The 25,890-nt window shown below is 71.1% G+C and carries 24 protein-coding genes; 17 read left to right on the top strand and 7 right to left on the bottom strand.

Features of this window, described 5'->3' with window-relative positions; all coding sequences use genetic code 11:
- From ABZS40_RS26660 to ABZS40_RS26645, 4 genes are all read left to right on the top strand, one after another.
- Window positions 1–808, top strand: an 808-nt coding sequence (locus ABZS40_RS26660; protein ID WP_354946230.1) for a DUF559 domain-containing protein, incomplete at its 5' end; no start/stop codon positions are given.
- Complete coding sequence (locus tag ABZS40_RS26655; protein ID WP_354946229.1) at window positions 805–1,530, top strand: hypothetical protein; 726 nt, start codon at window positions 805–807, stop codon at window positions 1,528–1,530. The genes ABZS40_RS26660 and ABZS40_RS26655, both read left to right, overlap by 4 nt.
- Window positions 1,527–4,769 carry an ATP-binding protein gene (locus tag ABZS40_RS26650; RefSeq protein WP_354946228.1) on the top strand — a complete coding sequence of 1,081 codons (3,243 nt, stop codon included), beginning with the start codon at window positions 1,527–1,529 and terminating at the stop codon, window positions 4,767–4,769. The genes ABZS40_RS26655 and ABZS40_RS26650 overlap by 4 nt, the downstream gene beginning before the upstream one ends.
- Window positions 4,770–4,778: 9 nt before the next feature.
- Window positions 4,779–5,111, top strand: coding sequence for a putative quinol monooxygenase (locus ABZS40_RS26645; RefSeq protein WP_354946227.1), 333 nt, complete (start codon window positions 4,779–4,781; stop codon window positions 5,109–5,111).
- 64 nt (window positions 5,112–5,175) lie between these two features.
- Here the strand turns inward: ABZS40_RS26645 and pdxY are convergent, their stop codons facing one another.
- Window positions 5,176–6,027, bottom strand: a complete 852-nt coding sequence (gene pdxY, locus ABZS40_RS26640; RefSeq protein WP_354946226.1) for a pyridoxal kinase PdxY — start codon at window positions 6,025–6,027, stop codon at window positions 5,176–5,178.
- 164 nt (window positions 6,028–6,191) lie between these two features.
- Window positions 6,192–6,986, bottom strand: a complete 795-nt coding sequence (locus ABZS40_RS26635) for a serine protease (protein WP_354946225.1) — start codon at window positions 6,984–6,986, stop codon at window positions 6,192–6,194.
- 195 nt (window positions 6,987–7,181) lie between these two features.
- Between ABZS40_RS26635 and ABZS40_RS26630 the strand changes: the two genes are divergently transcribed.
- Entirely contained in the window at window positions 7,182–7,892 is a 711-nt protein-coding gene (locus ABZS40_RS26630) for a MerR family transcriptional regulator (RefSeq protein WP_354946224.1), read from the top strand.
- Window positions 7,893–7,905: 13 nt separating this feature from the next.
- On the opposite strand, the gene ABZS40_RS26625 is transcribed toward ABZS40_RS26630, so the two are convergent.
- Genes ABZS40_RS26625 through ABZS40_RS26615 form a run of 3 tightly spaced genes read right to left on the bottom strand, consistent with a single transcriptional unit; the run spans window position 7,906 to window position 9,008 of the window.
- Window positions 7,906–8,616: a DUF998 domain-containing protein gene (locus tag ABZS40_RS26625; RefSeq protein WP_354946223.1), complete on the bottom strand. Its 711-nt coding sequence runs from the start codon at window positions 8,614–8,616 to the stop codon at window positions 7,906–7,908.
- A 42-nt stretch (window positions 8,617–8,658) separates the two neighbouring features.
- Window positions 8,659–8,790, bottom strand: a complete 132-nt coding sequence (locus tag ABZS40_RS26620; protein WP_354946222.1) for a hypothetical protein — start codon at window positions 8,788–8,790, stop codon at window positions 8,659–8,661.
- Window positions 8,787–9,008, bottom strand: a complete 222-nt coding sequence (locus ABZS40_RS26615) for a hypothetical protein (protein WP_354946221.1) — start codon at window positions 9,006–9,008, stop codon at window positions 8,787–8,789. Before ABZS40_RS26615 ends, ABZS40_RS26620 begins: the two co-directional genes overlap by 4 nt.
- A gap of 89 nt (window positions 9,009–9,097) precedes the next feature.
- On the opposite strand from ABZS40_RS26615, the gene ABZS40_RS26610 reads away from it, so the two are divergent.
- Window positions 9,098–9,703, top strand: coding sequence for a TetR/AcrR family transcriptional regulator (locus tag ABZS40_RS26610; protein WP_354946220.1), 606 nt, complete (start codon window positions 9,098–9,100; stop codon window positions 9,701–9,703).
- Window positions 9,704–9,725: 22 nt separating this feature from the next.
- On the opposite strand, the gene ABZS40_RS26605 is transcribed toward ABZS40_RS26610, so the two are convergent.
- The gene (locus tag ABZS40_RS26605) at window positions 9,726–10,742 is read right to left on the bottom strand and encodes a LacI family DNA-binding transcriptional regulator (protein ID WP_354946219.1); all 1,017 of its coding nucleotides are present in this window, start codon (window positions 10,740–10,742) and stop codon (window positions 9,726–9,728) included.
- A gap of 257 nt (window positions 10,743–10,999) precedes the next feature.
- On the opposite strand from ABZS40_RS26605, the gene ABZS40_RS26600 reads away from it, so the two are divergent.
- The 11 genes from ABZS40_RS26600 to ABZS40_RS26550 all read left to right on the top strand — a co-directional run bounded on the left by ABZS40_RS26600 (window position 11,000) and on the right by ABZS40_RS26550 (window position 24,399).
- A complete protein-coding gene (locus tag ABZS40_RS26600) occupies window positions 11,000–13,354 on the top strand; it encodes an AbfB domain-containing protein (RefSeq protein WP_354946218.1) in 2,355 nt (784 codons plus the stop codon).
- 437 nt (window positions 13,355–13,791) lie between these two features.
- The gene (locus ABZS40_RS26595; protein ID WP_354946217.1) at window positions 13,792–15,084 is read left to right on the top strand and encodes a cytochrome P450; all 1,293 of its coding nucleotides are present in this window, start codon (window positions 13,792–13,794) and stop codon (window positions 15,082–15,084) included.
- A 262-nt stretch (window positions 15,085–15,346) separates the two neighbouring features.
- Window positions 15,347–15,829, top strand: coding sequence for a helix-turn-helix transcriptional regulator (locus ABZS40_RS26590; RefSeq protein ID WP_354946216.1), 483 nt, complete (start codon window positions 15,347–15,349; stop codon window positions 15,827–15,829).
- Window positions 15,830–16,082: 253 nt separating this feature from the next.
- Window positions 16,083–18,485, top strand: a complete 2,403-nt coding sequence (locus ABZS40_RS26585) for a nitrate- and nitrite sensing domain-containing protein (protein WP_354946215.1) — start codon at window positions 16,083–16,085, stop codon at window positions 18,483–18,485.
- A gap of 16 nt (window positions 18,486–18,501) precedes the next feature.
- Window positions 18,502–18,906: a roadblock/LC7 domain-containing protein gene (locus ABZS40_RS26580; protein ID WP_030490280.1), complete on the top strand. Its 405-nt coding sequence runs from the start codon at window positions 18,502–18,504 to the stop codon at window positions 18,904–18,906.
- Window positions 18,907–18,959: 53 nt separating this feature from the next.
- Window positions 18,960–20,153, top strand: a complete 1,194-nt coding sequence (locus ABZS40_RS26575; protein WP_238684964.1) for an ABC transporter substrate-binding protein — start codon at window positions 18,960–18,962, stop codon at window positions 20,151–20,153.
- 5 nt (window positions 20,154–20,158) lie between these two features.
- Entirely contained in the window at window positions 20,159–21,046 is an 888-nt protein-coding gene (locus ABZS40_RS26570; RefSeq protein WP_354946214.1) for a branched-chain amino acid ABC transporter permease, read from the top strand.
- Window positions 21,043–22,053: a branched-chain amino acid ABC transporter permease gene (locus ABZS40_RS26565; protein ID WP_354946213.1), complete on the top strand. Its 1,011-nt coding sequence runs from the start codon at window positions 21,043–21,045 to the stop codon at window positions 22,051–22,053. Before ABZS40_RS26570 ends, ABZS40_RS26565 begins: the two co-directional genes overlap by 4 nt.
- Window positions 22,050–22,793, top strand: a complete 744-nt coding sequence (locus ABZS40_RS26560; protein ID WP_354946212.1) for an ABC transporter ATP-binding protein — start codon at window positions 22,050–22,052, stop codon at window positions 22,791–22,793. Before ABZS40_RS26565 ends, ABZS40_RS26560 begins: the two co-directional genes overlap by 4 nt.
- Entirely contained in the window at window positions 22,793–23,563 is a 771-nt protein-coding gene (locus tag ABZS40_RS26555; RefSeq protein WP_354946211.1) for an ABC transporter ATP-binding protein, read from the top strand. Before ABZS40_RS26560 ends, ABZS40_RS26555 begins: the two co-directional genes overlap by 1 nt.
- Window positions 23,564–23,595: 32 nt before the next feature.
- The gene (locus tag ABZS40_RS26550; RefSeq protein WP_354946210.1) at window positions 23,596–24,399 is read left to right on the top strand and encodes a methyltransferase domain-containing protein; all 804 of its coding nucleotides are present in this window, start codon (window positions 23,596–23,598) and stop codon (window positions 24,397–24,399) included.
- 534 nt (window positions 24,400–24,933) lie between these two features.
- Here ABZS40_RS26550 and ABZS40_RS26545 read toward each other — a convergent pair.
- Window positions 24,934–25,539, bottom strand: a complete 606-nt coding sequence (locus tag ABZS40_RS26545) for a hypothetical protein (protein WP_354946209.1) — start codon at window positions 25,537–25,539, stop codon at window positions 24,934–24,936.
- Window positions 25,540–25,890 lie beyond the last annotated feature (351 nt).

Here is a 25,890-nt window from a genome sequence, read left to right as displayed (position 1 = left end):
CCCCCCCCCCCCCCCCCCCCCCACCGCCGCCCGCTCCCGGCACTTCGGCCCGTTCCTGGCCGACCTCGCCGAGCGAGGGCTGCGCGGCCCGCGCCACCCCGGCGTCCGGTCCCGTTTCGCCCCTGGGGTACGCGCCGCCGGGCTCGCCCGGGTGATCGCCGACGCGTACGACCGGGACAACTGCGTACTCGTCGTGGCCCTGCCCGACCTGGGCGCCGACGCCGAGCGGACGCTGGTGGCCGCCGCCGAGTGGCTCGTGCGGCACGGCGGCTTCACTGTGTGGTTGGCCGGCGGGCCGCTGCGCCACGCCGACCGGGTGCGCTCGGTGCCCCTGCCGGTGCCGGCGCGATTCGCCGGGCTGGCCAACACGACCGAACGGCCTCCGGCCACCGCGGCCGAGCCGGAGTCGACGGTGCTGGCCTGGCCGCCGATAGCTGGCGTTCCACGCGGTGACAGCGCCGCCGAGCAGGCGTTGGAACGCGCACTCGCGCCACACGACTGGGCGCGGGGCCGGCGGTGGAACCAGACCTACGAGTGGCACGTCCTGGCCGAGGCGTACCGACTGGATCTGTTTTGGCCCACGGAGGGTCTTGCGGTCGAGGTGGACGGCCCGGAGCATCGTGGGCGAATCGCTTTCGCCAACGATCGGCGGAGAGACGTGCAGCTGCAACTCCTCGGGCTGGACGTGCTCCGCTTCACCAACGAGCAGGTGCTCACCGACGTGCCGGCGGTGGTCGACGGGATCCGTCGGCTGCTGGTCCGGCGACGCGCGGGCGGCACGCACCCCCACGGAGATGAGACATCATGACGAGCCCGGCGGACGTCCCGCACCTGACGCCGAACCAGATCAACGCCCTCGTGGTGTTGATGGTCGAGGCACGCCGACTCACCAACGTCGAGCTGAAAGAGCTGGCGGGTTTCACGCTGACCGGCAGGGACAACACGAAGCTCGTCGACCTGGGCCTGGTGGACACCGATCGGACGCACCGGCCGTTCGCCCACGAGCTGACCGAGGAGGGCTGGCGGGTGTCGCGTCAGCTGCACACCTCCGTGCCGCCGAAGCAGGGCGGCTCGACGACCCGGTCGCTGTTCGTCGTCCTGTCCAACCTGCACCGTTCGCTGGACCGGCTCCGGGTCAGCCACGGCGACTTCTTCAAGCAGACCGAGGCAACTGCCCCCGCGGCCGGCGAGCCGCGACACGAAGCGCCGGCACCCACGGCGGCAATGACGACGGCGGCACCGGCAGCGGTGGCACCGGTGTCCGCGGCGGCGGTGGAGGCGCTCGTTCGTTCCGCGTACCGGGATCTGGCCACCGCGCCGGGCGCATGGGTCGGCCTCGCCGACGTCCGCGACCGGCTCGCCGACACCGACCGGGTCGCCCTCGACGCGGCGTTGCGGGCGATGGTAGGCCGGGAGGACGTCCGCATCATCCCGGTGGCGAACAGCAAGTCACTGACCGCACGGGACCGGGCCGCTGCCGTCCGCATCGGGAACGAGGACAACCACGCCCTGGCGATCGGCCCGGCATGATCTCCGACGACCAGCGGGCCGCGCTGGAAGCGGTGAACCTGAACCCGGCGGTCACCCCGGACGACGTCTGGCGACCCAGCCCGCACAACGTGCCGGAGCTGCACGAGAAGGTGGCCGCGGAGATCCTGCGCGGGGTTGCGCGGGCCCGCACCGACGACACCAGCATGCCGCTCGGCGTGGCCATGCAGGGCCGCGCGGGTGCCGGGAAGACGCACCTGCTCGGAGCGGTCCGCGAACGGATCCAGCGCGACGGCGGCTACTTCTTCCTGGTCGACATGGTCAGTGGCAAGACGTTCTGGGAGAGCGTGGCCCTGGCCCTGGTGGAGGGGATGGGCCGCCCCCACGTCGGCTGGGGCACCCAGTTGAAGACCTTCCTGCGTCGACTCACCCCCCAGCTGGGCCTGCCGGTGGAGGTTCGCGACGCGGTCGCCGGCGCCCAGCCGGTGACCCGTGCGCAGCTCGACACCTTCATCTGGGCGCTGCGCGAGCGCGATCGGGAGGTCGGGCGGGACGCCCAGGACACCGCTCGGGCGCTCGTCCTGCACGGCGCGACCGACTTCGAGGCACAGGACGTCGGTTACGCCCACCTCATCTCCGAACCGGGTGACCCGGCCGCGCGGGCGGCGTGGGGGTTGAGCACCGCTATCCGCACCCCGCAGCAGGTCGTGCAGGACATCTCCCGGTTGATGGCCCTGACCCTGGACCCCACTGTCATCGCCGTGGACCAGCTCGACACGCTGTTCGCCCAGACCAGCACCTCACTGCTCAACCATCATCAGGGGCTGGAGGACGGCCAGGCCAAGGTGCTCGGCCCGATCGCCGACGGCCTGCTCAAGCTCCGCGACATCACCCGCCGCACGCTGGTCGTCGTCTCGTGCCTGCCGGACACCTGGGTGTTGATGACCCGCGCGGCGCCCACTCCGGTCGCCGACCGCTTCCGTACGGCGACACTGCCGGACCGGATCCCCACCTCGGAGATCGGGCAGGCGATCGTGGCGAAGCGCCTCTCCGCCGCGTTCGCGGGTATGTACTTCGGGCCACCGCACCCCACCTGGCCGATCGCCCCCGCCGCCTTCGCCGACGCACCAACCCTGACGCCACGCGCCCTGCTCCGCCGGGTGGACCGCCACATCGCCTGGTGCCGTGACCGCGACGAGGTGGTCGAACTGGACCGGCTCATCGACGGCGCCGACACGACGCCAACGGTCAGCACCGCCTGTGGCGCTGCCGCCGATCCGACGACTGACGAGCGCCGCCTGCACGAGTTGGACGAACGTTTCGCCGAACTGGTCGAGGCTGCGGACGTGTCGGCCGCCGTCGACCCGACGGGCGAGGACGAGCACCTGCCGCCGCTGCTCGCCGCCGGCCTGGCCGCCTGGATCGCCGAGCAGGCGCCGACCGGCGCCACCTACAAGTACGATCCGCCGCCCGGGCGCAAGCCCGCGCTGCACGGGCGGCTCATCGAGGTGCTCGACGAGGCCACCGAGAACGAGGCGCACTGGTGCTTCCGGGCCATCGCGCACCCCAACGCGGTCGCTGTGACCGCCCGGGTCAAGGCCGCGTGCACCCTCGCAGGGTTGGACCGGGACCTGCCGCAGCGGCGGCTGATCCTGCTGCGCAACGGTCCGTGGCCGACCGGGAAGCGTACGACCGAGGTGTTGACCGGCTTCGACGCGGCCGGCGGCCTGCGGTGCGCCGTGCCGGAGGCGGACCTGCGGGTCTTCGCGGCGCTGCGGGCGATGGCGGCCGAGCCGTCCACGGCCCTGCAGGAGTGGCTGGTGGCCCGCCGTCCGGCCAGCGGCACCGAACTGTTCCGCGCGGTCCTGCCCGGGCCCGACGGGACGCGCGGCGGCGCCCCGCCGCCCGACGTCGACGAGCCACGATCGGGTGGCCCCGCAACCGACCCGACGAACGTGCCGGAAGCCGACGTCCCCGCTGGCGCGTCGACCGGCGCGACGGCCGGGCCCGTACCCGCTGACCCGGCCGACCTCGCGGCCGGCACCGGCGCTCGGGCCGTCGGGCTGGGGCGGACCGTCGACGGCGGTCAACCGTTCACGGTGCCTCTGGAGTCGTTGCGCCGCCACGCCGTCGTGTTCGCCGGGTCCGGCTCGGGCAAGACCGTGCTGATCCGCCGGCTGGTCGAGGAGTGCGCCCGCGAGGGGGTCTCCGCGATCGTGCTCGACCCCAACAACGACCTCGCCCGGCTCGGCGACCCGTGGCCCGAGCCGCCGAGTGGCTGGGGCCCCGGCGACGCCGAACGAGCCGCCGACTACCTCGCGCACACCGAGGTGGTGGTGTGGACGCCCCGGGTCACCGCCGGTCGGCCGCTGAGCTTCCAGCCGCTGCCCGACTTCACCTCCCTGCGGGACTGGCCCGACGAGTTCGACCAGGCCGTCCGCTCCGCCGTGGAGGCGCTCGCGCCACGGGCCGGCGTGGACCGCGCCGGCCGGCTCGCCCAGCAGGGCAAGGCCGTCCTCACCGAAGCCCTCCAGGCGTACGCCCGCAGCGGGATGGTGGGCCTGCCCGGCTTCACCGAGTTCCTCACCGACCTGCCCGAGGGGGTCAGTCGGCTGGCCCGCGCCGGGAAGCTCGCCGAGGAGTTGGCCGAGGCGCTCAAGGCGGCGATGGTCACCGATCCGCTGTTCGGCGGGGTCGGCGCGCCGGCCGACCCGGGGCTGCTGCTGACACCGTCGGCGGGGCGGCGGGCCCGGGTGTCGGTGATCAGTTTCGTCGGCCTCACCTCGGATCAGGAGCGGCAGAGCTTCGTCAACCAGTTGCAGATGGCGCTCTTCGCGTGGATCAAACGGCACCCCGCCGGTGACCGACCACTGGGCGGACTGTTCGTGATGGACGAGGCGCAGACGCTCGCGCCGGCGACCGGCACCACGGCCTGCACCGCCAGCTCGATCGCGCTGGCCTCGCAGGCCCGCAAGTACGGGCTCGGGCTGGTCTTCGCCACCCAGGCGCCCAAGGGTCTGCACAACCAGATCTCCGGCAACGCGACGACGCAGTTCTTCGGGCTGCTCAACGCGCCGGCGCAGATCGACGCGGCCCGGCAGCTCGCCGAGGCCAAGGGCGGCCGGCTGCCGGACATCGGCCTGCTCAACAGCGGTGAGTTCTACGCGGCCGGAGAGGGATTCTCGTTCGTCAAGGTCCGCACCCCGCTGTGCCTGACGCACCACCCGAAGGCGCCGCTGACCCCCGAGGAGGTCGTCGCCCGCGCCCGCCCGGCTGAGTAGCCTTGGGCCATGATCTTCATTACCGCCAAGTTCCGGGTCCTGGCCGAGCACGCCGACCGGTGGCCGCAGATCGCCGCCGAGTTCACCGAGGCGACCCGGGCGGAGCCGGGCTGCCTGTGGTTCGACTGGTCCCGCAGCCTGGACGATCCCACCGAGTACGTGCTGGTCGAGGCGTTCCGCGACGATCAGGCCGGCGGGGCCCACGTCCAGTCCGCGCATTTCCGCGCGGCCCAGGAGACCCTGCCGCCGTACCTGGCCGAGACGCCGCGGATCGTGAACGCCACGGTGCCGCAGGAAGACTGGTCGCTGCTCGGCGAGATGGCCGTTCCCGAGGGTCGCTGACCGCCACCGGTCCGGGGTCAGCGACCGTCGTCAACGCAGCCGGTCCGGGGTCAGCGACCCGCCGTCAACGCAGCCGACGGGCGGTGAACCGGGCCGGCGGGTCGGCGATCACGTCCTGCGCCGCGATCAGCTGGATCTCCCGGGTGCCCGCCGCGAGAGTGGCCTCGAGCACGGCGTAGACAGAGGCGATGGTGCGTTCCAGCGCGGTCGCGGGTGAGCCGGTCGTCCACAGGTGGGCCAGGTACAGCGCCGCGGTGACGTCGCCCCCACCGTTCGGGTTGATCGGCAGCAGCGGCGTGGTCACCGCCCAGGCGCCCTCGTCGGAGACCGCCACCACCTCCAGCGAGTCCGGAGGCAGGTCGCCGTGGAGCACGCTGGTCACCAGGACGTGCCGTGGCCCGGTCGCGCGCACCACGTCGACCGCGTCGAGCACCTCGGCCAGCGAGTTCGTGGTGCGACCGGCGAGGAAGTCCAGCTCGAAGTGGTTCGGCATGATGATGTCCGCACGGGGCACGACGGTGTCCCGTAGGTACTCCGGAATTCCCGGCCGGACGAACATGCCCCGGCCGGCGTCGCCCATCACCGGGTCGCAGCAGTACACAGCGGCCGGGTTGGTCGCCTTCACCGTCGCCACCGCGTCCAGGATCACCGCCCCCATGGCCGGGTCGCCCTGATAGCCGGAGAGCACCGCGTCGGCGCTGCCGAGGACCCCGCGGTCCTCGATGCCCGCGATCACCTCCGCCACGTCCGCCGCCGGGAGCATCGGGCCCCGCCACGCGCCGTACCCGGTGTGGTTGGAGAAGTGCACAGTCAGGACCGGCCATACCTCGTGCCCGAGGCGTTGCAGCGGAAAGGCCGCCGCCGAGTTGCCGACGTGACCGTAGGCGACCGACGACTGGATGGACAGGATCTTCACCGGCCCATCATCGCCGCTACGGCCGGCGGCGCACCGACGGCCCGCCGAATCTGTCGGGTGGCCCACTCGCCCGGTGTCGGGTGGCACTCTCGCCGTCCTCCCGGCGGGACGCACGAACGGGCGACCCGGACCGTGTCGTCCGGGCCGCCCGAGCTGTCGTACGGTCAGCCGCCGAGGCTCGCCGCGGCCGAGGCGATCGACGAGGCGAAGTAGCTCACCTGGGTGTAGACACCCGGGTAGTTGGGCCGGGCGCAACCGTTGCCCCAGCTGACGATGCCGACCTGGATCCAGGCGTTGGAGGCGTCGCGGCGGAACATCGGGCCGCCCGAGTCACCCTGGCAGGTGTCAGTGCCGCCGCTGGCGTAGCCGGCGCAGATCTCCTGGGCGGGGATGAGGTCCCCGCCGTAGTTGGCGTTGCAGGTAGAGTCGCTGACGAACGGCACTGTCGCCTTGAGCAGGTACCGCTGCTGGCCGCCGCCCTCGCGCGCGGCACCCCAGCCGGCGACGGTGAAGGTGCCGCTGTCGTACGCGGTGGTGCCGGCGATCGGCAGCGTGCTCAGCCCGGTGACGGGGCTGGCCAGCCGGATCAGCGCCCAGTCGCGGCCGGCGCCGTTGTAGCCGGGGGCGCGGTAGACGTAGTTGGACCGGACGGTGATCCGGCTGGACGACTGGAGGTCGACAGTCCCGAGCGTCGCGGTGATGCTGGTGTTGGTACCGGTCGCGCCCACGCAGTGCGCCGCGGTGAGCACCAGCCGGGCGCTGTACAGCGCCCCGCCGCAGCCCATCGAGAGACGGACCATGAACGGGAATTCGCCCTGAGCGGCGCGGGTGCCGCCGACGACGTTCGGCGTCACGGGGCTGCCGGCCGCGGCGGCCGGCGCGGTGAGGGTGAGGCTGGCCGCGGTCACCGCGGCCAACGCGGTGGCCAGCAGGCCAGTGAGGGTACGCCAGCGAACCATGCATTCCTCCGCATCAGGATGGCACGCCTCGTGAGCGCACCGCAGTCGAGATAGCGGTCATCATATTGAGGTCTATGGATCTAGTGGGTCATCCTCTCTGGGTCGTACCACCGGCGGTATGGATCGCGTAACTGCACCCCCGCGAGGCGCCAAGGAGGGGCCTTGCCGGGTCGGGACTTCGAGGATGATGGAGCAATGATCACGATCGGTCAGCTCGCCGGCTACGCTGGCGTGACCATCAAGACGGTGCGCCACTATCACCAGCGCGGCCTCCTTGAGGAACCGCCGCGCGACGCCTCAGGTTACCGGCGCTACAGCGCCGAGCACGCCATCAGACTGGTGAAGATCAAGACTCTCGCCGAGGCCGGCGTACCGCTCGCCCGCATTGACGAGTTGCTGTCCGCCTCTCCTGACCGCTTCACCACGGCCATCGCCGAGATCGGCAACAACCTTGAGGAGCGGGCCCGAGAGCTTGTGCGCACCCGTGAGCGACTCACCCAACTCGACAGTGGCGACCGGCTCTTTGTCTCCGCCGACGTGGCGGCCTACCTCGACGAGTTGCACCGGATCGGGGTCAGCCAGCGCACCGTTAACCTGGAACGCGACGGGTGGATTCTGCTGCGGTCTATCTCACCGGTGCAGGCGTCCGCCTGGCTGACGGACAAACGCGACGCGATCAGCGATCCTGAATTTCGTGCCATCTACCTTGAGTACGACGCGGCACACGACTGGTCGCCCGATGATCCACGCCTGGAGGCGCTGGCCGCTCGTGTCCGGCGGTGGGTGGCAGGCCGGCCCTCGGCCGAGAAGGACCGGCTGGCCACCACGGCTCAACTGATCAAGGCGTCGACGAGCGTCGCCTCCCCGACGTGGGGGCGGCTCGCCGAACGGACCGCCCGTGGATGAACGGCATACCGCTTCAGCCCTGCCGTCGCGCCCGGAGTGCGTACACCGCGACCGCTGTCAGCCAGAGCAGGCTCGTGGTGATACCGATACGTTGATACAACCCGAAGCGGGCGGCCGGATCCGAGTCGAACCGTTGCAGGGAGAACGCCGCGAAGAATGCGACGCCAGTCAGCGCCGACGCAATTGCCCACCCGCGTTCACCGACCCGACGAAAATAGCGGGTGAAGACGAACGCCGAGACGGGCAGGCTGAAGAGGAAGGCAGCCGCGAACAGGTTGTGCAGCATGCCGTTCGTCGTGCTCTCTGTGGGGACGACGGGCGTGCCGACCGGAAACCCATTCGCCGGATCCGAGGCGAAGGCCCCCGCCCCGACCAGCCCGATGCCGGCCAGCCCGATCAGCAACGACCCCCAGGCGGAACCCGGAGGTCGGAGTGCGCGCCGCAGCCCGATCGCGAGCCCGAGCACCAGGAGGCCAGCGACGAAGAAGCTGGCAACCTGCATCCAATCGAACGACCCGAGTGCGAGCGTGCTGACGAGGTGCCGCATTGGTTGGTAGTCCGGGGTGAGTGCACCGCCCGCAATCCACGCGGCAGTGAACAGCGGGCCAGCGAGGGCACCGCCGACGAGCAGCGCCGAGGTAGCTCCATGGTTGGCGGCCAGGACAGTCGACTCTTGAGGTCGTGACATGGGGGGTGCCCTTTCGAAACGGATCGGTGCTGCCATTCGTTGACGACCTCAGTCAACGACCTTGACCCTAGGTCAGGGTCAAGGATGCCCGCCGGGCCACCGTGCGTCCATAATCGACGGACCGAAGTCGATCGGTACGCCGTGCTCGTTGCTGCCGGCCAACACTGCCGCCGCCCTCGTGAGGGCGAGGATCCGGGTCGATGCGTTCATCTGGCGCTGCCTGTCTGCTTGCTCCTGCGCGCGCCCCAGGCGGCCAGGGCGATCCCGGCGGCGGCGGCCACCACGTAACACGACAGCCGCACGCCGAAGCCGCCCGGCATCCAGGACAACAGGCCGGAATTGTCGTGGTCGACCAACAGTCGGATGGCGCCCTGCGCGCCCAAGGCAAGCAGGGCCAAGCCGATGACCAGCACAAACGCGTGCTTCACGTGCGATCTCCTTGAGGGGAAAGTGATGGTGCGATCGAACCATACCAGATTTTGGTACGATCGCACCACAAGACTTGGGAGGGTGGCGCTTGCCCCGCAATGTGGATCACGACGCGCGGCGTCGTCAGATCGCCGAGGCCGTCTGGCGACTGGCCGCCACCGGCGGACTCGAAGACGTCACCCTGCGGCAGGTCGCCACCGAGGCCGGTGTGTCGGCACGGTTGCTGCAGTACTACTTCGGCACCCGCGATCAACTCCTGCTCGGCGCGCTGGAAATCCTCAACACCGACGCCGAACAACGCGCCCGCGAACGCATGGCTCAACTCGGCGACACACCCACCATGCGCGCACTCGTCCGCGGCGTACTGCTCGAACTGCTCCCGCTCGACGAGGAACGCCGTAATCGGCATCTGGTCTACATCGCCTATTTCGTACGTTTCCTCACCGACCCCGCCCTCGCCGCGCTGGCCCGAGAGGCGCCACCCGCCCTGGAACAGCTCATAACCGACCTGCTCTGTCACGGCCACGAACTCGGCGAAGTCCCCACGCACATCGACACCGCCGCCGAGGCCGCGTTTCTCGTCGCCGGCGCCGAAGGACTCCAGGCCAGCGCGCTTTTCGGCCAACACCAACTCGACCGGGCCGTGGCACTGATCGACCATCAGCTGAACCGCATCTTCACCGTCAGCGGGTAGGCAGTCGTCCAGCTTCAATTCGTCACCCGCCGGGAGTGCCCGTGCTCTCGCGGCGGAGAAGCCGGAACGGCGTCTGCACGGTCAGCGGCCCCGCGATCTCCGCACCCTCGATGCGGGCGACGAGACGGCGTACCGCGAGACGGCCGATCTCCCTCTTGTCCGGGGCGATGGTGGTGAGGGTCGGGGCAGTGAACCGCCCCTCCTCGATGTCGTCGATCCCGACCACCGCGACGTCCTCGGGCACCCGGTGACCGGCCTCCGCCAGCGCCCGCAGCGCGCCGATGGCGACCAGGTCGTTGTAACCGAACACCGCGTCCGGCGGGTCACCGAGGGCGAGCAGGTCACGCATGGCCCGCATGCCGTCGAGCCGGCCGAAGGCGTCGGTGCGGGCGACCAACCGTGGTCGGTACGGCAGACCGGCGGCCGCCAGGGCCTCCCGGTAACCCCGGACCCGCAGGTGGGCCGACTGCCGGTCACCGCCGGGGGTAGCGCCGATGAACGCTATCCGGCGGCGCCCGATCGCCACGAGATGCCGGATCGCCGCGTGGCTGGCGGCGACGTTGTCGATGGCGATGTGGTCGTGCGGTACGTCGTAGACGCCCTCGCCGATCAGCACGAGCGGGCTGCCGGCCGTCCGGGCCAGCACCTCCTCCCGGCCGACGCGCACCGGGCTGAGGATCAGGCCGTCGATGATGCGCTGGCGCGAGCCGTCGAGGAGCGCCAGCTCGGCCTCCCGGTCCGCGGCGGTGTTCTCCATGACGAGCGTGTAGCCGAGCGCGGCGGCCTCGGAGATGGCGATCTCGGCGAGCTCGGCGAAGTAGGGGTTGGTCAGTTCCGGGATGGCCAGGGCGATCAGGCCGGTACGACCCCGGCGCAGATGCCGGGCGCCGAGGTTGGGGCTGTAGCCGAGTTCGTCGATCGCCTGCTGCACCCGTTGTCGGGTCCACTCCCCCACCGGCCGGTACCCGTTCACCACGTTCGAGACCGTGGCCAGCGAGACACCGGCCCGCTGGGCGATGTCCTTCAGGTTGACGCCCATCCCCCCGACCTTTCGTGAATTCGACCGGCGGGCCGACCAGACATTGATGAACAAGCATTGACGGGAGGGCCGGCGCGGCTCTATAACGTTATACAGGTGATGATGGATGTCAATATGCCGGTCACCGTTGGCGCGTGGAGATTCCACCGACATCCGTCGCTGACGCCCGCCCCCGTCAATGACCACCCGATGCCCGCCACCCACGCGCTTCGGGCCTGGCTGCACCGCCCGCGGCGACTCGTCCCCCCGGAGACGGCATGACACGTCACGTCCCCATCCGCCCCGCCCTGCCCCTGCTGCTCATCCTCGCCCTGGTCGCCGGCGTTCTCACCGCGCCCGCCTCGCCGACGTACGCCGCACCGGCCAAGACACCACCACTGACCACCCCCTGGACCAGCCAGGCCCTGGCCGGCACACCACTACCCGAGTACCCGCGACCCCAGATGACGCGGCCGGACTGGCTCAACCTCAACGGCGAGTGGCAGCTGCGCCAGTCGACGACCGACGACGCCCCGCAGTTCGGGACCAACCTGCCCGAGCGGGTCAACGTGCCCTTCCCGGTGGAGAGCGCCCTGTCCGGCATCCAGCGGGCGGCCAACGACAACCGCAACTACCTGTTCTACCGACGCACCGTCACCATCCCGGCGAACTGGTCGGGTCGGCGAACCCTGCTGCACTTCGGCGCCGTCGACTGGCAGAGCACCGTCTGGGTCAACGGTGTCCGGGTCGGCGCGCACACCGGCGGCTACGACGCCTTCACCTTCGACGTCACTCCCCAGCTCACCGCCGGGACGAACGAGATCGTCGTCAAGGTGTGGGATCCCACCGACACCCGGCAGAACGGCAGCCTGCCCGCGATCGGCAAGCAGACCAAGACGCCCAGCGGGATCTTCTACACCCCCAGCTCCGGCATCTGGCAGACGGTGTGGATGGAGCCGGTGCCCCCCGCCTCGATCAGCAGCGTCGACGTCTACCCGAACTTGAGCAACAACACGGTGCGGGTCCGGGTTTTCACCCGGGGCGACGTGAGCGGCCACAGCGTGCTCGCCGAGGCGCTGAACGGCGCCACAGTGGTCGGCTCGGCCACCGGCGGCTTCACCGACTTCAGCGTGCCGGTTCCCAACGCCCGCCGCTGGTCACCCGACGACCCGTTCCTCTACAACCTCCGGGTGACAGTGCGCGGCGCCACCGGCGCCACAGTGGATCGGACCACGCACTACTTCGGCATGAGGGAGATCACCACCGGCCTGGTCAACGGGGTGCTGCGCCCCAAGCTCAACGGCCAGTTCGTGTTCCAGGTCGGCACCCTCGACCAGGGCTTCTGGCCGGACGGGCTCTACACCGCGCCGACCGACGCCGCCCTCGCCTTCGACCTGCAGAAGCACAAGGATCTGGGCTTCAACATGGTGCGCAAACACATCAAGGTCGAGCCCCAGCGCTGGTTCTACCACGCCGACCGGCTCGGCCTGCTGGTCTGGCAGGACATCCCGTCGCTGACCGCACAGGACGTCGACCCCACCGACGCCCAGCAGGCGCAGTTCGAGGCCGAGGCACGCGAGATCGTCGACGAGCATCGCAGCTCACCCGCCGTGATCGCGTACACGCCCTACAACGAGGGCTGGGGCGAGCGGTCCCTCGCCGACACCCGTCGCGTCGCGCAGAACATCAAGAACCAGGACCCGACACGTCTGGTCAACCCGCACAGCGGTCACAACTGCTGCCAGTCCCTCGGCAACCCCGGCAACGGCGACATCGACGACTGGCACGTCTACCTCGGCCCGGACTCCCCCGTACCGTCGAGCAGCCGGATCGCGGTGCTCGGTGAGTTCGGCGGCCTGGGCCTGCACACGCCGGGCCACGAGTACAGCCCGAACGGCAGCTTCTTCGCGTACGAGTGGCAGTCCAGTTCGAGCGCGCTCACCGACCGGTACGTGGGGCTGGTGCAGGGCACCCAGAACCTGATGGTCGGCAAGGGGCTCAGTGCCTCGATCTACACCGAGATCACCGACCTGGAGGGTGAGCTGAACGGTTTCCTCACCTACGACCGGCAGGTGATCAAGATGGACCAGGCGCGGGTGCGCGCCGCCAACACCGCCCTGATCAACGCCTCGAAGACCATCGGCAGTTCGGCACCCGTCGCCCTGCCGGTCAACACCCGCCGGTCGTTGCAGGTGACCACGCCCGGCTTCACCAACCGCTACCTACGCCACCAGGACAGCCTGGCCTACACGGAGGTGGTCGACGCCGCGAGTTCCAGCCTGCTCAAGGCCGACGCCACGTACACCATCCGTTCCGGTCTGGCCGGCGCCGGCTGCTACTCGTTCGAGTCGGTCAACTTCCCCGGGCAGTACCTGCGCCACCAGAACTCCCGGGTCCGCAACTCACCGGACGACGGCTCCGCGCTGCTGCGTGCCGACGCCACCTGGTGCGCCCGTACCGGGTTGACCGGCACCGGAGTGTCGCTGGAGTCGTACAACTTCCGAGGTAAGTACCTGCGGCACTACAACTCGGAGGTCTGGCTCAGCAACGGCACCGGCGGCGACGCGTACAACACGCCGACGTCGTGGACCGCCGACAGCACCTGGAACATCGCCGCACCGTGGGCACCCTGACCGCCGCGCCCTGACCGGGCCGTCACGACACGTTGACGCGCGGGGGTTCCGGCATGGGCCGGAACCCCCGCGACGCGTGGACGGTGCGGCGGGGCCAGCCCCTTCTGCCGGGTCGTGACCGGACTCCGGCGTCACTCGTCGTCTCGGGCGTCGTTTCCCCGGTCATGAGCGAAGGCGGCGAGTTGACTTCACCGTGCGGCTGGGTCGACTTCACGGCAAGGACCGCGCCGCAACTTGCATTCCGCCAGGTTCACCCGGCTGTTGCAGCGCGCAATTATGCCAACCAATAAATAGACAACAACCAATCTTGACTTGTACGGCCGGCCAGCGCACCGTAAAGAGCCAGAGGCAGATGCACGCCATTATCGGCCCGGCTGAAGTGGATCGCCAAATGGGGGCGCTGCCGGTTCCTCGCCGCGTGTATCAGGAGGCTTTCCATGCGGTTGAATCCGTTCGCCGGGGTCTATCTCACCGATCCGGCAAGCATGTGGCGACGCATTCTCGACGATCCCGACGGGGTGCACTACGCCGAGGATCTGGGCCTGTGGTTGATCAGCCGGCACGCGGACGTCCGGCGGGCCCTCGCCGACGCCACGACATTCGCCAACGCCCTCACCCTCGCCCCGGTCTACGAGGTGTGTCCGCCGGCACTGAACGTCATCATGCAGATCGACGCGCCACCCACGACGGCCGCCGCGGACCCACCGGTGCACCCACGCACCCGGCGGGCCCTACGGGCGACCTTCGCGAACACCGCCGAGCGGGTCGAGGCCGAGTACGGGGCGATCATCCGACGTCGGGTCGACCATCTGGTGTCCCGTCTCGCCGCCCGCCAGGGCGATCAGGTCGACCTGATCCCGGAGTTCGCGACCGAGCTTCCCCTGCTGGTGGTCCTGGACATCCTCGGGGTGCCCGACGCCGACATCGGGCGGATCCGACGTTGGGCGGACGGCCAGATCGCCCTCATCTGGGGGCAGCCGGACCCGGCCGAGCAGGTACGCCTGGCACAGGGCCTGCTGGAGTTCTGGCACTACTGCGAGGACCTGGTCCGCCAGCGGGTGGACAGTGGACACCGGGGCGAGGACTTCATCAGCCGCGCCCTGGACTACCGGGACGACGACGACAGCGTGCTGACGGTGCCCGAGGTGGCGAGCCTTGCCTTCAATCTCCTGGTCGCGGGTCACGAGACCACGGCCGGGTTGCTCGCGCACGCCCTCGACCAGGCCCTGTCCGCTCCTCAACGTTGGTCGGCGATCACCGCGGACCCGGGGCTCGTTCCCGCTTTCGTCGGCGAGACGCTCCGGTTCGCGCCCGCCATCGACGGCTGGCTGCGGGTGACCACCCGGGATGTCACAGTGGGGCCGGTGACGATCCCCGCCGGGGCGCGTTGCCTGCTGTTGATCGGAGCGGCGAACCGGGACCCGGCAGCGTTCCATGACCCGGACCGGTTCGACCCACACCGGGCCGATGTGGGAAATCACCTGTCGTTCGGCCACGGTCCACATTTCTGCATCGGTGCGGGATTGGCGCGACTAGAGGCCGGAATCGCCCTCAGTCGGCTCGCCGAAGCCATTCCCGGGCTGAGGCTGTCACCGGAGCAGCATCGCTCGTACAAACCCAATGTCGCGTTTCGGGCGCACCGCACGCTGCTCGCGATAATCGACGGTCCGGCGCCCGCTGACGTGCCGGCAGCACGGGATGGCGCGACGGCCGAAGTGCACGCCGCCTGAGCGGGCACCGGCACCAGCGGTGCTGACCTGCGGACGGGTCGAGGGTGGGGTGGGCCGGCGTCGACCCGTTCCACCCGGCACGTCGCGATGCCGGGCCGGGTCCGGCGAGCACCTTTCCCGCTTTTCCCGACGATCCATACCGGTGAACGTCTTCACACCCATCGCGTCCTGGGTTAAGAATTGCCCTCTGTGAATGTTCAGCTCATCGGCCAATCTCGATCTGGCGTCCGGCGCTGAATGTCCGTTCCACGAAGGTGAGCGCATGGAGCACACGTCCCCGTCGAGCTCGGCTCACTCTGCGGCCAGTCAGCGGTTCCGACGGGAGTTGCGTGACTGCCGCGTCCAACGGGGCCTGACCCAGCGAGCCCTGGCGGATCTGGTGCGGTTCAGCCGGGAGACGGTCGCGGCGGTCGAGTCAGGTCGCCGGTTTGGCAGTCACGAGTTCGCACTGCGCTGCGACGACGTGCTCGGCACCGACGGCCGGCTGGCCGCGCTGTGGCCGCAGGTCGCGACCGAGCAGTTGGCGGCCGATGGTCGCCGAGGCCCCCGCGCGCCGGAACCGGCTCGGCTGGATCGGCAGGTGCCGCGCCAGCGTGGACGGCGGGACGCGCGCGACCCGGGCGCCGTGGTGGACGCGATCGACGAGCTGCGGGAGCTGATCGGCCAGGTGCTCAACGGTCAACCCGAAGCGGACGACTCGGAGCGGCGGCACCCGTCGGCCGAATCCCTCGACAACCAGCGCTGACCCGACGGATCCGACCCGACCTCGTGGCGTCACCGGCCGCTGACGTTGGGTACAGATGCTGGTACGGGCAGTTTGTACCACGGCCAGGTCTGGCCTACGAGCGCGGCTTCCGGCCGAATGGGACTTGCATTCGGCAACGTGCGGATAGACCGTCATCGACGAGTCGTGGGAGTCAATCTTGGCGTCGAGCACCCGGTCCCACGCGGCCAGACCCTACCCGACCCGCCGACGCGGTTGGAAGATAGCCGGCCGGATGCGCCTCATCGTCGCGGCCCCGCTCGTCGCCGTGATCGGCTTCGCCGGTCTCGCGCTGACCGAGAGCGCACGCCAGACGGCCCGCGCCAGCGACCTCCAGATCCTGGCCCAGGTCGGTGCCGAGGCCGGCGACCTCGCCTACCGGCTGCAACGCGAACGCATCGCCGCGGCCGACCTGCTCACCTATGCCCGGCCGGAGCAGCAGGACGCCTTCGGCGCGGAGATGGCCGCCACCGACGACGCCGTCGCCCGCTACCGCGGGCAGCGTGACCGACTGTCCACCGACAACGGCACCAGCTCCGCTCTCCTGCGGCGCATCGACGCGGCTCTGGACGGCCTCGCCCCGCTGCGCACCCAGGTGCGCACCGCCACGCACGCGTCGGTGTCGGCGATGACCTTCAGCTACCGCATCGCGATCGCCGACCTCATCAACTTCCGGGAGAACGTCTCACACGGCGTGGTGGACGCCCCACTCGCCGACGGGATCCGGGCCTCGGCCGCGCTGTCGAAGACGGCCGAGGCCATCGGTCAGCAGCAGGTGGCCGTTCTGCGCGCCGTCGCGGGCGGCGAGCTGACCCCGGCCATGCAACAGGACATCACCGCGGCCCGCACCAGCTACACCGAGTCGAGCCTGTCGTTCCTGGCCCTGGCCCCACCCGAGTGGAGCATCTGGTGGGAGCAGGCCGGCACCGGCAAGGAGGCGCTCACCCTGCAACGGATGCAGGACGAGGTGTCCCGGGCTCAGCCGGGGTCGCAGCTGAAGCTGGAGACCGACGCGTGGGTGTCCACCACCCAGACACGCGCCGCCCGGCTGGCCGACCTGCGCGCCCGGGTCGACGGCGCGGTCCGCGACGACGTACGGGCCGCGCACGCCGACCAGCGCCGCCGGGCCGTGGCCGAGGCGGCAAGCGTCCTCCTGGCCCTGGTCCTGACCGCGTTGGTGACCTGGGCCGTCGCACGGCAGATCACCCGACGGCTGCGCCGGCTACGGGACGCGGCCAACGCGGTGGCCTTCGAACAGCTCCCCGCCGTCGTGGCCCAGCTCCAACAGCCCGGCAGCGCCGCCGTCGACCCACAGAAGCTCGCCCATCAGCAGTCCAGTGCCGCCCTCGAACCGTCCAGCGACGACGAGATCGGCGAACTGGGTCAGGCGTTCAGCGCCGTGCACCAGGCCGCCGTGCGGACCGCCGCCGAACAGGCCGTCATGCGTGCCAACACCGCGGACATCTTCATCCACCTGAGCCGCCGCGAGCAGCGACTGGTCGACGCCGTCCTGGCCCAGGTCGACCTGGTCGAGCGGGACGAGACCGACCCCGACCGGCTCGACCAGCTGTACACACTGGACAACCTGGCGACCCGGATGGGCCGGATCAATGCGAGCCTGCTGGTGCTCGGCGGCGTCGGCGTGGGTCGCGTACGCCAGCGCGACGTGCCGCTGCAACAGGTGCTCCAGGCGGCGCTGTCCCAGATCGAGCACTACGCACGGGTCCGGCTCGGCATGATCGACGGAGACGTCGCGGTGGCCGCCAAGACCGTCGACGAGGTCGTGCACCTGCTCGCCGAACTCATGGACAACGCCACGACGTACTCACCGCCGGGCAGCGAGACCTGGGTGAGCGGCCGGAGCCTGGGAGACCGCGTCATCGTCCAGATCAGCGACGAGGGTGTGGGGCTGTCCACGCAGCGGATGCAGCAACTCAACGAGCTGCTGGCCCGCCCACCGGCCATCGACGTGGCCGCCGTGCGGGCGATGGGGCTGGTCGTCGTGGGCCAGCTAGCGGGCCGGCTGGGCGCCACCGTCCAACTGCGACGCGGCCCCCGGCGGGGCATCCTCGCCGAGGCGACACTGCCCGCGGCGATCATCCGGTCGCTGCCACCGGAGGAGTACCTGCTCGCACCCGGCCGCCTGTCGCGGCGTGCTGCGCGGACGCCCAGCCCTCCGCCGCCATACCAGCCGCGCCCCGAACCCACCGCCGGACGCCCGCCGGCCGAACGGACCCTGCCGGCCGCGCCGGTCTTCCGACCGGCGGCTCCCCCACCCCCGGACCGGGGTGACGCGCCCACCGAGGAGCTCCTCATCTTCGAACAGGTCAACCACTGGTTCCAGAACGACGTCGTCGACGGCCAGAACGGCCAGAACGGCCAGCGGTGGTCCAGCCCCGCCGACGACGCCTGGCGCACGGCCGCCCAGGCGCACACCCCCGAGGTCGCCACGACCACCAACTCCGGCCTGCCCAAACGACAGCCGCAACGGCACCTCGTGCCCGGCGGTGTGACGGTGCCCCAGCAGCAGCAACGGTCCGAGTACCGCGACCCGGCGCAGGTGGCCACGGCGATGGCCGCCTACGCGCGGGGCGTGGCGAACCGCCGACGGACCCCGATCAACCTCGGCAACAAATGACGCGACAGGAGAGCATGTGACCGACCAACAGGATCTCGGCTGGCTGCTGGACAACTTCGCGGCGCGCGCGACCGAGGTCAGCCACGCGATCGCCATTTCCAGCGACGGCCTGATGGTGGCCGCCACCCGCGACCTGCCACCGGACCGGGCCGACCAGTTGGCCGCCACGGGTAGCGGGCTGGTCAGCCTGCTGCGGGGGGCGGCGGCCTTCTTCGACGCCGGCGCGGTGATCTCCAACGTCACCCAGCTCGAGGGCGGGTTCATGTTCTCCATGGCCTTCAACGACGGCGCCTCGCTGCTGGTGCTCGCCGCGCCCGAGTGCGACGTGGGCAAGGTGTCCTACGAGATGACCGAGCTGGCCAACCGCATCGGGGACGCCCTGACCCCCGCTGCCCGAGCGGCGCTCGCCCGCAGCCGCTGACCACCCCGGCGCCCCCACGCCGGAGACCCCTTCCCCTTCCTCTGGAGTTAGACATGCCTCTCACCACGCCTTGGCGCAGCCGTGCCCTCACCGCCGCGCTGCTCGCCGCCGTGCTGACAACCAGCACGGCCTGCGGCGACGACGCTCCGGGCACGAGCGCCGGCGGCTCGATAAAGATCGGCCTGCTCGCGTCGCTGTCCGGGACGTACCAGGCGGTCGGTACGGAGATCCGCGACGGCTTCCAGCTCTACCTGGACACCCACGACGGCAAGTTGGGCGGCCGGCAGGTCGACCTCATCGTCGCGGACGAGGGCAACGGCGCCCAGACCGCTGTCCCGGCGGCGACCAAGCTGCTCAAGCAGGACCGGGTGTCCGCGCTCACCGGCATCGTCGGTGGCGGCTCGGTCGCCGGAGTCACCCCTGTGCTCAACGAGACCAAGGTGCCACTGGTCGGCTCCAACGGCCGGCCGGAGCTCAAGGACGTCTCCCGGGTCTGGCACACCTCGTACCTCTCCGACGAGCCCGGGGCGGCGATCGCCCAGCACGTCCGCGACAACGTGAAGGGCTCCGTGTACGCGATCGGCCCGGACTACCAGGGCGGTTGGGACGAGCTGCGCGGCTTCACCGACGCGTTCGGCAAGATCGGCGGAAAGCTCGCGAACGCCGACGGCAAGACGACCTTCACACCGTTCCCGGCCACCACCAACTTCCTCCCGTACTTCGCCCGCATCAAGGCCTCGGGCGCCGCGGCCGTCTACACCTTCTACGCCGGCAGCGCCGCCGTCGACTTCGTGAAGCAGTACGCGCAGTCGGAGATCAAGGACATCCCGTTGTACGCGGCCGGGTTCCTCACCGAGGGCGGCGTGCTCAACGCGCAGGGCGAGGCCGCCCGCGACATCTACTCGGTGCTCAACTACTCGCCCGACCTCGACAACGCGGAGAACCGCGCCTTCGTGGCCGCGTGGAAGGCGAAGCACGACGGTTCGCCGACGACCTACGCACTGGCCTCGTACGACGCGGCTGCGGTGCTGGACCGGGCGATCGGCGCCGCCGGAAGCGACCCGACCCCCGAGGCCATCAACACGGCTATCGGCCAACTCGGCCAGATCGCCAGCCCGCGCGGCACCTGGCAGTTCTCCACCACCACGCACTCCCCCGTGCAGAAGTGGTACCTGCGGCAGGTCCGCCAGGACGGCCGGGCGCTGTCCAACACCGTCGTGGGCGACCTCGCGACCGTCGGCCGGTGATAGCGGTGGCGGCAGGCACGAACCGGATCGACCCGTACCTGATCCCGGCGTTGGACGGAGTCGCCTACGGGCTGCTCGTGTTCGTCGCCGCGTCGGGCCTGGTCTTCTGTTTCGGCGTCGCCAACATCCTCAACCTGGCGCACGGCCTGCTGTACGCGATCGGCGGGTACACCGCCGCGGCGCTGCTCGACGGCGGCTGGGCGAGCCTGGCGCTGGCCCTCGCCGTCGGTGTGCTGGCCGCCGCAGCGGCGGGGGTGCTCCTGGCCGGCCTGCTCACACCGGTCGCCACCGGCAACCACCTGAGTCAGGCGCTGCTGACGTTCGGGGTGGCGCTGGCCGGCGGCAGCCTGCTCGTCGCCGGCTTCGGGCCCGACAACCCGCAGGTGCAGGTGCCCTCCGCCCTGGAGGGGTCGGTGATGGTCGCCGGCCACCGCTACGCCGCGTACCGGTTGGTGTTCATCGTCGTCGCCGCGGTGCTCGCCGCCGCCCTCTACCTGGTGGTGCGACGCACCAGGGCCGGGATGCTGGTCCGGGCGGCCGTCGACGACCCGGAGATGGTCGCCTGTCTGGGCGTGAGTCCAGCGCGGATCCGGGCCGGTGTGCTCGCCGCAGCCGGTGCGCTGGCCGGCGCGGCCGGGGTCCTGGGCGCGCCCATCATCGGCCCCGGCACGGGCACCGCCGACACGGTGCTGCTGCTCTCCCTGGTGGTGGTCGTCCTCGGTGGTCTCGGGTCGATGGCGGGCACCCTGCTGGCCGCCCTCGCGATCGGTGAGATCCAGACGCTGGGCGTGGCGCTGCTGCCGTCCGCCGCGCCGTTTCTGCTGTTCGCCGCCATGGCGGCCGTGCTGGCCGTGCGGGCGCGTGGCCTGGCCGGCAGGTGGAGGGCGGCATGAGGGGTGAGGTGATCCGGCGGTTTCGGGGCGGCATCGCGGCGCTCGTCCTGGTCGGCCTGGTCGTGGCGCCCTGGGTGGTCGACGACTACACCACGTCGATCCTGGCCCGGACGCTGGCGCTGGCCCTGGTCGGAGTGAGCGTGGCGCTGCTCACCGGCGTCGCCGGCATGCCCACCCTCGGCCAGACCGCACCGTACGCGGCGGGCGCCTACGCGTGCGCCGTGGTCGGCAGCCGAGTCTCCGACGTCGGCGTCGTGCAGCTCGTCGTCGCGGCGGCCGCCGGGGCGCTGCTGGCAGCGCTCACCGTGCCGCTCGTCGTGCACGCCCGAGGGGTGATCGTCCTGATGATCACCCTGGCGATCGGGGAACTCGTCGTCATCGTCCTGGGGCGGTGGCGGTCGGTGACCGGTGGCACGGACGGGTTGGGCGGCATCCCCGCAGTCCGCCCGTTCTGGGGGCTCCCGACCCTGGCCAACGATCAGGCCCGTTACCTCTACGCCCTGGCCGTCGTGGCCACGCTTGTCGGCGCGGTGCTGGTGCTGCTGCGTACCCGGGCCGGGCTGGTGCTGCGTGCCGGCCGCGACGACGAGACGCGGCTGCGGGCCAGCGGTCACCGGGTGGCGTTGCACCTGTCCGGCGCGCACATCGCCGCCGGGGCGATCGCCGGTGCCGCCGGCTCGCTCCTGGTCGTCGCCCAGCAGTACATCTCCCCCGCCGACTTCGGCTTCGACACGTCCGCGCTGCTGCTGCTCGGAGTCGTCATCGGTGGCACCGCCTCGGTGGGCGGAGCCCTAGTGGGCGCGGCGTTGGTCATCGCCGTCCGGGACTGGCTGTTCGGGGTGCTGCCCGGCCACGCGCCACTGGTGCTGGGCGCGCTGTTCGTGGCGACGGTCTACCTGCTGCCGACCGGCGTGAACCGGGCCCGGGTTCGGCTGCGCCCGCCGGGCATCCCGGCGCACCAGCCAGCCGCCCCTGATCAGGCCACCGTTGCGGAGCTGCACCGATGACCGGCCTGCTGGAAGCCCAGGATGTCAGCGTGCGGTACGGCTCGCTCGCCGCACTCGACGGCGTGGACCTGCGCATCCACGACGGCCAGCGGCACGCGCTGATCGGCCCGAACGGGGCCGGCAAGACGACCCTGCTCAACGTGATCGGCGGGTCCACCAGGCCGCAGCGCGGCACGGTGCGGTTCGACGGACGAGACGTCGGTCGGCTCAGCCCGGCGGCCCGGGCGCGGCGGGGCATCAACCGCATCCACCAACGACCCGCGGTCTTTTCCACGCTCACCGCGACGGAGAACGTCGTGGTGGCCGCCCTGCCACGGGTCATCCCACGCCGGAGGTGGTGGCCGGGCGGACGCCGACGCGCCGCGCAGCGCCTGGCCGGCCCGCTGCTGGACCAGATGGGGCTCACCGCCGTCGCGGCGGTGCCCGCCGGGCACCTCGCGCACGGACAACGACGCCAGTTGGAGATCGCGATGGCCCTGGCCGGTCGCCCCCGCCTGCTGCTCCTCGACGAACCGGCGGCCGGGCTGTCCGCCATCGAGGTCGGCCGGCTCGTCGAGTTGCTCCAGGCGCTGCCCCGGGCGGTCGCCGTACTGCTGGTCGAGCACCGACTGGACCTGGTGTACGCCCTCTCCGACACGGTCACGGTGCTGCGCGACGGTCAGACGTTGGCCGCCGGCACACCGGACGAGATCCGTACCTCGCCGCTGGTGCGGCAGGCCTACGCCGACGGGGTGGCCTGATGCTCACTGTGGATCGCCTCTGCGCCGGCTACGGCGGGGGAATCGTCCTGCACGAGGTCAGCCTGCGGGTGCGCCCGGGCAGCATCCAGGCCGTGGTGGGCCGCAACGGGGCGGGCAAGAGCACCCTCGTGCACACCATCGCCGGGCTGGTTCGCGCGGCCAGCGGTCGCATCGAGATCGGTGGCGTGCACGTCGCCGGCCGACAACCACATCGCATCGCCCAGTCCGGTGTCGGTCTGGTCCCGCAGGGTCGGCGGGTCTTCTCCCGGTTGACAGTGGCCGAGCACCTGCACCTGGCGGCCGCGCCGTGGCGGGCCCCCACCTCCGGCGGCGAGGGCTGGACGGTCGCCCGGACCCTGGAACTGCTGCCGAGGTTGGCGGTGCGGCTGCGACACCGCGGCTGCGAACTCTCCGGCGGCGAGCAGCAGATGCTGGCGATAGCCCGTGCGCTGCTCGGCCAACCTCGGGTGCTGCTGCTCGACGAACCATGTGAGGGCCTCTCGCCCGATCTGGCGGCGCGGGTCCGCGAACTCGTCAACGGTCTCGCCGCCGACGGTTTGACCGTGCTGCTCGTGGAGCAGCAACTCCAGCACGCCATCGAGATCGCGGACCGGGTGGCGGTGCTGGAGTACGGCCGGGTGGTCTACGACCGGCCGACCGCGGAGGCCCGCCGCGATCCGGCCCCACTGGCGGCGATGTTGAGCGTCGCCGCCGTTGCGCCGCCCCCGGCCAACCGATCGACCCCTCGGCTCTGGGCCGACACCCCCTAGTCACCCGACCCTTCACGGAGAGGTAGACACCGATGACAACCGCTACGAGCGATGACACGTACACGTTCGACAACGGCGCACCGGACGCCATTCCCCAGATGCACGCGCTGGAGTCCTTCCTGGATCCGATCACGACGCGGAGGCTGGCCCGCCCGGTGCTGGAGCCGGGCGTGACCTGCTGGGAGGTCGGGGCCGGTGGCGGCTCGATGGCCCGTCGGATGGCCCGCGCGGTCGGCGACGGCGGCCACGTGCTGGCCACCGACATCGACCCCACCCACCTCGTGGCCGAGGGCAACCTGCACGTACGCCAACACGACGTGCGCACCGAACCGCCCCCCGGGGACGCGTTCGACCTGATCCACGCCCGGCTGGTGCTGCTGCACCTCCCCGATCGACGACGGGTTCTGCGCACCCTCACCGGCGCGCTGGCGCCCGGCGGGTGGCTGGTGGTCGAGGAGTTCGACTGCACAGTGCCGCAGCGGGTGCTGACCGCGCCCAGCGACGACGCCGCGAAGCTCTTCGCGCAGGTCATGGACGCCATGATGGGTGTCCTGGAGGACCACGGCGCCGACCTGGGATGGGCGCAGGACGTGCACACCGAGATGGCCCTCGCCGGTCTGACCGATCTGGACACCATCACCCACTCGCAGAGCTGGGCCGGCGGGTCGACCGGAACCTCGCTCTACGAGACCAACTCCCGCCAGTTGGAACCGGACCTGCTGGCGGCAGGGCTGTCGCCCAATCAACTGAACGCCTTCCGACGGCTGCTCCGGGACCCCGGATTCGCCGTCATGTCGTACCACTTCGTCTCCACGCGGGGCCGCCTACCGAGCTGAGCAGGTGGACCACCGCGCGGAGCGCGGTCACACCGTCCGTACCTCTCCCGCCGCAGCACCTCCCCCCCGCTGCGCTCCGGACAGCTCTACGACGGCGTCGACCGCACCGGCCGGGCTCCCTCGCGGGGGAGCCCGGCCGCCCCGCGCCCCACGCCCCACGCCCCGCGCCCGCGCCCGCGCCCGCCCCGCGCCCGCCGATCTTGCACTTTCGGTTGCCGATACGCGCGGAATGACCCCTATGCCGGGACAGAAAGTGCAAGATCGCGGCGCGAGGGCGGGCTGGCCTCGCGGATCATGGAGTTGTGGTGCCTGAATTGGTGCCATTCAGGGCTTTTGTTGCCCACCACAACTCCATGATCGACGAGATGGTGCGGGGTTGATGGACAACTACGGGAGGGTGTTGGTCGTGCGCTGATGACAGCGGCTGTGCGCAGGTTCGTTCCGGGCTCAGGCTCCGTCGAAGTAATCACCTTTGGCGTCGATCACCCGGGCGCCTGCGTCAGCGGTGCGGGCACCACAGTGCCAAGCCCCGGCTCAGCGCGGAGTGGTCTCCTGGTCGGCCAGGACGACCAGGTCGTCGGGGCGGGCCGACAACGGCGCCGCCGCCCCGTCGAGCCACACGAGATAGCCCACCGGCGGACCGGACGAACCCCACCGGGCGCCGATGATCGTGGCCAACCGCGCGTGGTGCGGCTGCGTGAGCAGGCGTACCCGGGTGCCCGGCGCGTGTCCGTCGTCGGCGACGATGAGCAGCGCGTCGAGGATCTGCCGGACCCCGGCGACGGGCAACCCCGGCACGTACGGCTCGCCCGCGTATCCCAGACGCGGCGTCATCATCGTGCTCAACACCGCGGTCTGCCGGATCGCCTCCTGGCGGACCTGCCCGTCCACGCTGCGTCCGGCCACGGTCAGTGCCTTCTGGATGCTCGACCAGAGGGCCAGTGGCTCCTGGTCGAGCAGGCGGCGGGCCTCACGGTCGACTTCGGCGCAGGCCGTGTCGAGCGCGGTGTCCTCGCCGAGTTCCGCGATCCAGGCGAGGTCCCCCACCTCGGGCAGCAACCCTGGCGACTCGGCCACGATCACGATGTACAGCATCGCGAGCAGTTCCTCGCGGCCCTCGCCGTGATAGAGCGAGCCCACCCCGCTGCCGGTACGCCCACGGCTGGGCGAAACCGCTCGACGAGCTGCTGCGCGCGGCCATGGGGCAGGGTCGCGGCCCGCCTGGTGCCCGACACCCGCTCCTCGAACGACCGCCGCTCACGGCGTTCGACGAGCATCTGGCGATGCGGGTCAAACCCGATCGGATAGATCGTCCGCCCGTACCTGGAAAGGGTTTCGCCGGGCCGGAGACCGACCGACTCGAGCTGCCGGGCCGCCTCCGAATAGGCAACGCCGGCCCGGGCTGCGTGCTCCCGGATGGCGCGCTTGCGGGCGCGTCCCGGGGCCGGGGTCCGTCGGGGGTTGGGATCAGACATGACGCCTCCGGTGCAG

Origin of the sequence: Micromonospora sp. NPDC005324 (genome assembly GCF_040607155.1) — a bacterium.
In the GTDB taxonomy this organism is placed as follows: Bacteria; Actinomycetota; Actinomycetes; order Mycobacteriales; family Micromonosporaceae; genus Micromonospora; species Micromonospora trifolii.
The sequence above is the reverse complement of the archived record's forward strand: the minus strand, read 5'-3'. Positions and strand labels throughout refer to the sequence as shown.